This window comes from Ilumatobacter sp., assembly GCF_049588435.1.
Lineage (GTDB): Bacteria > Actinomycetota > Acidimicrobiia > Acidimicrobiales > Ilumatobacteraceae > Ilumatobacter_A.
The window spans coordinates 1-2,282 of sequence record NZ_JBAVYV010000067.1 but is presented as its reverse complement, the minus strand read 5'-3'; the positions used below and the strand labels follow the sequence as shown (position 1 = coordinate 2,282).

Here is a 2,282-nt window from a genome sequence, read left to right as displayed (position 1 = left end):
CGTAGTCGATGTCCTCGACGTCGAGTGGACGGAGACGTTCGAGGTCGGCCCGGCTGCGCAGCGGTTGCTCGGCGACCGGCCCGGTGCCCGGGGCGACGTCGATCCCGAAGCCGACGGCGTGCGGCGGCACCACGATGTCGCTGTACAGCACGGCCGCATCGACGCCGTAGCGGCGCACGGGCTGCAGCGTGATCTCGGCGGCCACGTCGGGCTGCTTGATCGCGTGCAGGATCGAACCCTCGCCGCGGACCGACTTGTACTCGGGGAGCGACCGGCCCGCCTGGCGCATGAACCAGATCGGCGTGTGAGAACCCCGACGTCCGTGGGCGGCGTCGAGGAACGGGACATCGTGGTCGCTCATCGTCGATCGACGCTATCCCGGTCGGGCGATCTCGTGAACTGTTCGCGCACGGAGCGCCGGACATGTTCACGAGAACGCCTTGGGGCGGAGCGCCGATAGCATTTCCGCGCCCCTTTATGACGCAACAGCATCCGGACATCGCCGACGAACAGGCCTACATCGACCACGCCTATGCGTGCCTCGCATCCAGTCGCGACGCTGCACTGCGGATTCGCAACATGACCGAGGTCGACCTCGGCGGAACCTTCCAGGCGCGCTTCGAACGCAACGCATTCGACGAGGCGGTCGTGAAACGCCTCGAGGACCTCGATCTGGGTGATGCATCACTCGTTTTCGGGCGCATCGACCGGCTCGCCGAGTCACCCGACCACACCGAACCGTTCCACATCGGTCGTCTCGCCGTCGCCGACGAGGATCGCGAACCGGTCGTCGTCGACTGGCGGGCGCCGGTCGCCGAGCCGTTCTATCGCGCGACCGGACGTGAGCCGATGGGGCTCGCTCGTCGTCGCCACTTCGTCGTCGAGGGGGGCAATCTGCTCGGCATCGAGGACGAACTGTTCGGTGACGGCCACCTCGGGCTGGGACACGACGACGGACTCGGCGGCGAGCCGACCGGCGTTGTCGCGAGCGACACCGGATTGCGCGGGTATTCGACGCTGCTCGCCTCGATCGAGCGTGGCCGAACCGGCACCCTCGGCGACATCGTCGCCACGATCCAGGGTGAGCAGGACGAGATCATCCGGTCACCTCAACAGGGCGTGCTCGTCGTCCAGGGTGGTCCCGGGACGGGCAAGACCGTGGTCGCCCTGCACCGCGCGGCGTACCTGCTGTACACCCACCGATTCCCGCTCGAGGACCAGGGCGTGCTGGTCATCGGACCGAACCGTGTGTTCCTGCGCTACATCGAGCGGGTGCTGCCGTCGCTGGGCGAGGCCGGGGTCGACCAGGTCGTGCTCGCCGACCTCGTGCGCGGCGTCGACTTCCTGCGCCCGGGCGACGACGGTGACGATTCGCCGTCGGCCGCTCGGTTGAAGGGCGAGGACCGGATGTCGGACCTCATCGACAACGCGATCTCCGACCGTGAGCGTCCGTTGCGCGAGGACGTCGTCCTCCCGTTCGGCGCCGGGTACGTGCGGTTCCGCGCGGAGGAGTCGCAGCGGATCGTCAGGCAGGCCAAGCGTCGCTTCAAGCGGCACAACGCGGGTCGTCGCTATGTCGAGAACGAGGTCTGGTCGGCGCTTGCGGCGTCGGTTCGCGATCCCGAGATCGGCCCCCGTCAGATCAAGGACGCATTCCGCGGGACCGACGAAGGTCGGAGCATCCTCGATTCGATGTGGCCGGTCCTCACGCCCGCGGAGCTGCTCCACGACCTGTTCGGGTCGAAGGCACTGCTCAAGCTCGCCGCCCGCGGCGTGATGAGCGAGGTCGAGGCGCTCGCGCTGTTCCGGTCGCGCTCGGACACGGTGGGCGACGTGCGCTGGACGTCCTCCGACGTGGCGTTGCTCGACGATGCGCTCGACGTGCTCGGCCCGAAGCCCGGCAAGGGCGGCAAGCTCGACGAAGCCGACGAGATCCGCACCTTCGGCCACATCGTCATCGACGAGGTCCAGGACCTCACCCCGATGCAGCTCAAGATGGCCACTCGTCGATCGCTCAGCGGTTCGATGACGATCGTCGGAGACATCGCACAGGCGACCGGTCCGCTCGCCCCGAACTCGTGGGACGACGTCCTCGCCCATCTGCCCGATCGTCGCCCGCCCCGCGTCATCGGGCTCTCGGTCGGCTATCGCATCCCGGGACAGATCATGGCGCTGGCGAATCGTGTCGCCGAAGCTGCGACACCCGGACTGCGCGCCCCCGAATCGGTGCGCCTCGGCGACGTCGGGCCGTCGATCGTTCGGGCACCCACACAGGCCGACCT

The 2,282-nt window shown here is 68.4% G+C and carries 2 protein-coding genes; one reads left to right on the top strand and one right to left on the bottom strand.

Features of this window, described 5'->3' with window-relative positions:
- Nucleotides 1-361, bottom strand: a 361-nt coding sequence (locus WBV89_RS02315) for a uroporphyrinogen decarboxylase family protein (RefSeq protein ID WP_423979727.1), incomplete at its 3' end; no start/stop codon positions are given.
- 116 nt (nucleotides 362-477) lie between these two features.
- Here WBV89_RS02315 and WBV89_RS02310 point away from each other — a divergent pair.
- On the top strand, nucleotides 478-2,282 hold a 1,805-nt coding region (locus tag WBV89_RS02310; RefSeq protein ID WP_423979726.1), incomplete at its 3' end, for a HelD family protein.